The sequence below is a fragment of the Alcanivorax sp. genome, from assembly GCF_014762765.1.
In the GTDB taxonomy this organism is placed as follows: domain Bacteria; phylum Pseudomonadota; class Gammaproteobacteria; order Pseudomonadales; family Alcanivoracaceae; genus Alcanivorax.
In genome coordinates this window covers 3,638-10,507 of the sequence record NZ_JABURH010000183.1, presented here as the reverse complement: position 1 = coordinate 10,507, position 6,870 = coordinate 3,638, and the positions used below count along the sequence as shown (strand labels likewise).

Sequence of the window (6,870 nt, the reverse complement as noted above, 5' to 3'; positions counted from 1 at the left end):
TCGATAGTCAGCGCCTCGCTCCGCCCCTGGTGTGCCGCCCTTACACAGCGAAGGCTGAATGTTCCTGCCCGGTCAAATCGCCACGGCAAGGTCACCGTAGTGCCCGGCTCGCTCAGGCGGGTGTTGGGGTAATCCTTGCGCAGATCGGGCATCAGCTTGTGGATCAGATCCTGATCGCGCAGGGCGGCGTCATCGCCCAGGGCAAACAGGTGCCAGTCATCACTGTGGTTTGTCAGGCTCAACCGCACACTGTGCTGGTAGGAGATGGCCAGGCTGGCGGGCGTCCAGGAATTGTAAAAACTCACCGGCAGGATGGGTAAATCCACCGGGTTTCGAAGGGCCGTGCCCGCCGCCATGGGGATCTCGTCTGGCAGAAAGCCATGGGCCCCGCTACCCTGCGATAAAGACAGCGTGCCGGCCAGCAGTACAACAATAGGGTATTTCAGTCGGTCAGGCATGGCATCGTGTATGAAATGGAGGGATCTCTGTGAGAACAAGAATACGTGTTTTGTTGATGGCTTGCCTGTGCATCTGTGTGGCCTCCGTCAGTGCCGCACCCCTCACTGTGGCAGTGAAGGCCTCGCCCCCATTCAGCTTCCAGAATGGCGATCGCTGGGATGGTGTCAGCGTTGAGCTGTGGGAACAGATCGCCGAGCAGGCCGGCTATGAATACCGCTTCCGCCCCTACAAGACCGTGTCCGACATGCTTGCGGCGGTGGAGCTGGGTCAGGCGGATGTGGCCATTGGCGCGATCAGTGTCACCGCCGACCGGGAGAGGCGGCTGGATTTCACCCAGCCCATGTACCGGGGCGGGCTGGGCATTGCCACCCGCACCGAAGCCAGCGGCTGGATGACCACCCTGCGCGGCCTGTTTTCCTGGAAGTTCTTCTCCGCTGTGCTGGCCCTTGGGTTGGTGCTGTTACTGGTCGGATTGCTGGTGTGGATGTTCGAACGCAAGAAAAACCCGGAACAGTTCGGCGGCTCCATTGGCCAGGGGATCGGCAGTGGCTTCTGGTGGTCGGCAGTGACCATGACCACCGTGGGCTATGGTGACAAAGCGCCGGTGAGTACCGCGGGTCGTTTCATCGGGTTGGTGTGGATGTTTGTCAGCATCATCACCATTTCCGGTTTCACCGCCGCCATCGCTTCCAGCGTTACCGTCAATCAGTTGCAGACCCGGGTGGCCGGGGCTGGTGATCTGCCCCGTGTTAACACCGCTGTAGTGGAAAACACCAGTGGCGAGCAATGGCTGGTGGGCGAAGGGCTCAGCTACCGCCCTTACCCGAACCTGGAAAAGGCCATGCGCGCGGTCGTGCTCGGCGAGGTGGATGCGCTGGTGGCGGACGCCCCGGTAATGCGCTACATGCTGCGCGAACGGGAAACCTCTCAGGTATTGGTGTTACCGAAGCTGGTGCGTGAGGAGAGCTACGCGTTCGCTGTGGCTAACGGCAGTCAACTGCGCGAGCCCATCGACCAGGCCATGCTGGACATTCTGTCCTCCCAGGAATGGCGACTGGTGTTGAACCGCTATCTCGGTGCAGATCAGTAGCCTCTGTTCATTGGTTATCAGCAAGCTTCAGACGTCGCTGTTATCAAGAAACAGCGGCGCCAGGCTTGCCAATTCTTCTTCCAGATTCCAGTGCATTTCCCGAGCGGTTACGTGTAGCAGTATCAGTGCATTGACGGGGGCGTCGGACTGACGATTGCCGCGCAAACGCCGGGTAAAGCAGCGGTTCAATTCATTCAGTGCCGCATAGCGTGCGTTGAGATCGGCCAGCGACACTTGGCTATTCTGGCGTTTATTCATGTGCTGCTGCAGCAGATACAGGCTGGCAGTGCGCACCAGGGTTTCTGTGGCGTTGCTGAGGGGAAGATGGAATCTGGCCATCGGTCGCAGGAAACGGGTGTGCGGGCAGTCGCTGAGCCCACAGATCAAACCGAAGAGAGAGCTCAGCGCGCGCTGCAATGTGCTTGTCTGTTGATACTGCCGCTGCGGAGTATCCACTTGCACTGAAACCGTTTGAAACGAGTCGCCCAGCGCCGAGTCTGGCAGCAGAAACGCCAGGTTGAGCGCGATGGGGCAATATCGGTGAGTCTCTTTATCTAGCGGGCAGTGGCTGCATTGATGGTAAGTCAGTTCTGCCCAGGCGGGAGGTTTGAAACTGTCGGGAATGGCGATGGTGTCATCCACCAGTTCGATGGCGATGCGTTGTTGCCCGCCTTCCGGTGTGGTGAGGGTGTACGCATAATCAGGCTGCATGGACTTTTTCAGACTGCTTCAGCGGCAGCTTGATGATGAACGTGGTGCCAGTGCCGGGTGCACTTTCCACTGTCATGGTGCCGCCATGATGGCGGATGATGTCATGACAAATCGACAGGCCCAGACCGGTCCCCTTACCGATGGGTTTGGTAGTGTAGAAAGGCTCGAAAATCTGCTCCAGATTCTCGCTCGGAATCCCCGGGCCGTCATCGGCTACTTTCAGTGTGCACCACTGGTCGTCACAGTCTGCGCTAATGGTGATAGTGCCTTTGCCTTCGATGGCCTGGGCCGCGTTGACGAACAGATTCATGAACACCTGTGAAAGCTGGCTTTCCGAGCCAGGGATCAGCGGCAGGGATTCCAGGTTGGCGTGGCTGACATTGATCCGATTCTTCAGCTCGTGCTTGGCCAGGTTCAGTGATGTAGCGATGCAGGATGCAATATTGGTGGGAGAAAAGGATTCCGGCTGGTTGTGGGAGAAATTTTTCAGATCGCGGATGATCTGCTTGATGCGTTCAATCCCCTCACTGGTTTCATCGATCAGAGCCGGGTGATCTTCCAGCATGAAACTGAGTTTCCGCTGATCGATTTTCAGGTCGGACTCAGCCTGCAGAAATTGCTGGAATTTCTTTTCGTTGATTCGTTTCTGTAACCCCTTGATCACGCCGGACATGGTATCCATGTATTCCCGCGAGCGATTCAGGTTGGAGGACAGCATGGCTATCGGGTTGTTGATCTCATGGGCAATGCCCGCCGAGATAGTGCCCAGGGAAGCCATTTTTTCAGAATGCAGCAACATGGTTTCTACATGGCTCAATTTCTGGTCTTTCTCTTTTACCTCCTGAATCAGCTGATTGTTCTCTGTCTTGATGTCGGTAATGTCCGTACCGAAGTAAATAAAGCCGTCATCCTCATCAGAAATATAGGAAAGCGGAAACAGGAACATGTTCATCCAGTAAAGGCTGCCATCCGCCCGCTGATTGCACACCTCCCCATTCCAGACCCCGGACGCCGCATGCTTGCATTGCATGATAGGCAGGCCGCTGTCATGGCTATCCGGATGGTTGATGCTTTCGTTCTTTCCGATCAGCTGGGAAAAAGCGTGGCCGCTCAGCGACAGGAACTTGCCGTTGGCAAAGGTAATGGTGCCCTGGCTGTCCGTGGTCAGCACGCAATACTCATCAATGATGCGGGCCAGGGGGCCGAGCAGGGCCTTGTTGAGTTTGTACTCATCCGCATTGACCTCGATCAGATGCATCTTGCGCCCGAACCGGTTGTCCGTCAGGGAGGCAAACTCCGACAGTTTGGCTTCCACATTGATGGAGGTGCGGTAGGTTTTGTAAAGAAAGAAGATGATGATAAGAAGAATCACAGTGGAAGAAACCAGAAACAATCCTTGCGCTTCCATACCGAAACCGATTTCGGTGTTGTTCATGATACTTTCCATGGAACATGTCTTCCTGTATTTGGCTAGCCGAGGTCAGTCCTCATAGCCAAGACTGCGCAGTGTCTTGCGTTGTTCGCGAACGGTTTCCGCGAGGATGCGGTTTTCCAGCAAAATATCGCGGAACTTGAGCCCTTCGCGGATATTGTCGAGCAGTTGATCGTCATCCCAGGGTTTGGGTATGAAGCGGAATGCACCGGCCTTGTTGATGGCGGACATGACAGTTTCGATATCAATCACTCCGGTGAGAAGAATGCGGATGGTATCCGGCTGGATATCGCGCAGTTCCTGCAACAGTTCCAGGCCGTTGATCTCCGGCATCATGTAATCGGTAATGACCGCATCGAAAACGGTGGTGCGCGCCCGGCGCAGGGCTTCCCGGGGGTCCTGGTAGGTTTCCACCTCCCAGTCGGTGTACATGTTGATGGTGCGCTTCAGGGCCTTGAGGATGTAATCCTCATCATCAACAAGCATGACCTGGTACATATCACGATCCTCGTCCATGGCCTTCCGGGCGCAGTGCTGAGTCATGTCATGGGGGGAGGCTGCGCCGGGCCGTCATCTTTGACGATACTCGCGGGTATCAGTGCTGACAATTGATGGCAGGTCGTGCTTTGTCCCAGTCATGCTGTCTGTTCTGCCGTTTGTCAGGGATGTGCAGATCTGGCGCTTACAGGCAGGAAAAACGCCCAGTAAACCGGCTAACTCTTATTCCTTGCGGGAAGCGATGCTCGCATCGCTTCCCACGATAGAAAAGCGTTCTTTCCGAGGTTTGCTAGCGGACAGTGGTAATCGCCTTGGTCACCGAACCGGTGGCAATCAGTCGCTCTTCGCCGTTGGCATTCACCGCCAGGGCTTCCGCCCGCATGGCCGCCAGGGTGCGGCCCAGTCGGTCCAGGCGGGCGCGGATGACCACGCTTTCGCCTTTCATGGCAGCGCGCAGGACACTGCTGTGAGTTTCCACGGTAACCGGTTGCTGATCGGCGGACAGCGAAGGCACCACCGCAAAAAAACAGGCCACGTCCATCAGTGCATAGACAATGCCGCCATGCAGGGCGCCCATGGGGTTGGCGGTGAAATCGTTCACCGCGAAACGCACCTCGCTGCGGCCTTCGCCGGCACTCAGCAGCTCCAGCTCGCAGGCGCTGTGCAGGGGGTGGGCAAGAACGGAATCACGGACTTCTTCCAGGCGGCTCATGGTATCTCTCGTCAGAAAACGGGGCCGTTACTGTGCCTCCTGCTGCGACGGCTGTGAATGACCGGATGAAACTAAATCCCTTGACCGGGGTCTTCACTATTCGCAAAGTGGAACCCCTTCAACCCTTGGCAGGCACCATGAAAGCACTGGTCTGGACATTGCTGCTGATCATCTGCACACACGTGCTGGTGCTTGATGCCATGCATCATGAGCACGATGCCGACGTGGCCGTGGAACAGCTCGATGATGCGCCCGTCCAGCTGGACGTGCTGGATGCCAGTGGTGATCATTGCTGCCAGTGCCATGGTTTCATGGCCAGTGCCGATTGCGCGCCTGTGCGACTGCCCGCGCCGCCGGCCCGGGTATTAGCGCTGCGTCCTCCCTTGCCGGACGCGCCGGCGGATAATCCGTTTCGCCCTCCCATCGCCTGATCGTCTTTCCGAGCCCGAGTTGCGCCTGAGCGCGACAGATTCCGGATAATCGATCAGGAGCTTTCCCGTGGAAAGTCTATCCCCCGTAGTGCGCGGTTGCGCACTGCTATTGCTGCTATGCGCCACCCGGCTGCAGGCAGACACCCCCGCCGGCCAGTGGGCCGGCTGGCTGCAACAACAGATCAACAGCCTGCCCGCCAGCCGTGCCATCAATGCCGAACAGGAACGCTGGCTGGCGGAAAACCGTGATGCGGCGCAGCCGCTCTACAACCCTGCGCTGAACATCGGCTATGAAGACAGCGCGGAAACCACCCGAACCCTGGGGCTCAGCCAGACCCTGGACTGGTCCGGCAAGGCGCGCGCCCGCCGCGATGCGGTGGCGGTGCGCGACACCCTGGCACAACTTCGCGCCGACAAGGCCCGCGCCAGCTTGCTGGCGGACAGCCTCAATGCGCTGGTGGCCTTCGATGCCGCCCGTGCCCGGCTGGCCGCCACTCGCGCCCAGGAGCAGCAGCTGTCCGCACTCAGTGAGTTGATCCGGCGCCGTGAACAGGCCGGAGATCTGGGGCAGGTGGATGCGCAACTGGCCTGGCTGTCCCTGGCCCAGGCCCAGCAGACACTGGCGGAAGCGGAAAGCGATGCCACGGCGGCGGCGACCCGATTGCAGCAGGTGTTAGCCAGTGCCCAGCCGGGCCGGCCCCTCCCCGCGGCTCGCCATTGGCAAGCGGTGGCAGTCAGTACCGATACCTCGCAACGGCTGCCGGCCAGCTTTGATCTGCGTCTTGCCCAGCAGCAGCTGGCGCTGGCGGAGCAGGGCGCCACCCTGGCGAGCCGTCAGCGCCGGGCCGATCCCACGCTGGGGTTCAGTGTCGGCCAGGAAGGCGACGACAACCTGTGGGGCGTGGATATCAGCCTGCCGCTGAAAATCTTCAATACCGGTAACGATCGCTATCAGGCTGCCCTGGCCGACAGCGAGTCCCGCCGCGCCTTGCTGGAGAAAACCCGCGCCGATATCACCGCCCAGCTCGACGGCGCCCTGCGCGATTACCAGCAGCGCCGTGAGCGCTGGCAAACCTGGCAGCAACTGACCGGCGACACCCTGGCCCGCAGCGATGCGCTGCTGGAACGGGTCTGGCAACAGGGCGAGCTCACCACCCAGAGCTACCTGCAGGCTCTCAACCAGCGCCTGGATACCCGCCTGTCCGGTATCGCCCTGCGCGAAGCCATGCAACAGGCCTGGATCCGATGGCTCGAGGAAAGTGCCCAGCTCAATGACTGGTTGAATAGCCTCGCTAACTAACAAGGTCTCTGTAGGAACCGAGCGTAGCGAAGGTAACAGCCGCAGGCTGGCCCGAAGGGTGAGCTGAGCGAATAACACCTCTTGAGGTGCGAACGGTTTAGGCACGGAACCTGTGCAATGGCTTCGCACCTCGAGAGGTGCTCCTACAAAAAAATTGGAAATTTTTTATGAAAACCAAAATACGTTTCAAGCAATCCCCACTGGCCCTTGCCCTGCTGGCAACCCTGGCCAGCCCCG

8 protein-coding genes are annotated in these 6,870 nt (G+C 58.9%); 3 read left to right on the top strand and 5 right to left on the bottom strand.

Features of this window, described 5'->3' with window-relative positions; genetic code table 11:
- Positions 1-458, bottom strand: a 458-nt coding sequence (locus HUJ17_RS13755) for a hypothetical protein (protein WP_290511225.1), incomplete at its 3' end; no start/stop codon positions are given.
- 29 nt (positions 459-487) lie between these two features.
- On the opposite strand from HUJ17_RS13755, the gene HUJ17_RS13750 reads away from it, so the two are divergent.
- On the top strand, positions 488-1,549 hold the full coding sequence (locus HUJ17_RS13750) for a transporter substrate-binding domain-containing protein (protein WP_290511224.1): 1,062 nt from the start codon (positions 488-490) through the stop codon (positions 1,547-1,549).
- 27 nt (positions 1,550-1,576) lie between these two features.
- On the opposite strand, the gene HUJ17_RS13745 is transcribed toward HUJ17_RS13750, so the two are convergent.
- From HUJ17_RS13745 to HUJ17_RS13730, 4 genes are all read right to left on the bottom strand, one after another.
- The gene (locus HUJ17_RS13745) at positions 1,577-2,260 is read right to left on the bottom strand and encodes a hypothetical protein (protein WP_290511223.1); all 684 of its coding nucleotides are present in this window, start codon (positions 2,258-2,260) and stop codon (positions 1,577-1,579) included.
- On the bottom strand, positions 2,250-3,695 hold the full coding sequence (locus HUJ17_RS13740) for an ATP-binding protein (RefSeq protein WP_290511222.1): 1,446 nt from the start codon (positions 3,693-3,695) through the stop codon (positions 2,250-2,252). The genes HUJ17_RS13745 and HUJ17_RS13740 overlap by 11 nt, the downstream gene beginning before the upstream one ends.
- A gap of 45 nt (positions 3,696-3,740) precedes the next feature.
- A complete protein-coding gene (locus HUJ17_RS13735; protein ID WP_290511221.1) occupies positions 3,741-4,208 on the bottom strand; it encodes a response regulator in 468 nt (155 codons plus the stop codon).
- Positions 4,209-4,479: 271 nt separating this feature from the next.
- Positions 4,480-4,902: a PaaI family thioesterase gene (locus HUJ17_RS13730; RefSeq protein WP_290511220.1), complete on the bottom strand. Its 423-nt coding sequence runs from the start codon at positions 4,900-4,902 to the stop codon at positions 4,480-4,482.
- A 65-nt stretch (positions 4,903-4,967) separates the two neighbouring features.
- On the opposite strand from HUJ17_RS13730, the gene HUJ17_RS13725 reads away from it, so the two are divergent.
- Both HUJ17_RS13725 and HUJ17_RS13720 read left to right on the top strand, forming a co-directional pair.
- On the top strand, positions 4,968-5,333 hold the full coding sequence (locus tag HUJ17_RS13725; protein ID WP_290511219.1) for a hypothetical protein: 366 nt from the start codon (positions 4,968-4,970) through the stop codon (positions 5,331-5,333).
- Positions 5,334-5,400: 67 nt separating this feature from the next.
- Entirely contained in the window at positions 5,401-6,633 is a 1,233-nt protein-coding gene (locus HUJ17_RS13720; protein ID WP_290511218.1) for a TolC family protein, read from the top strand.
- Positions 6,634-6,870: the final 237 nt, after the last annotated feature.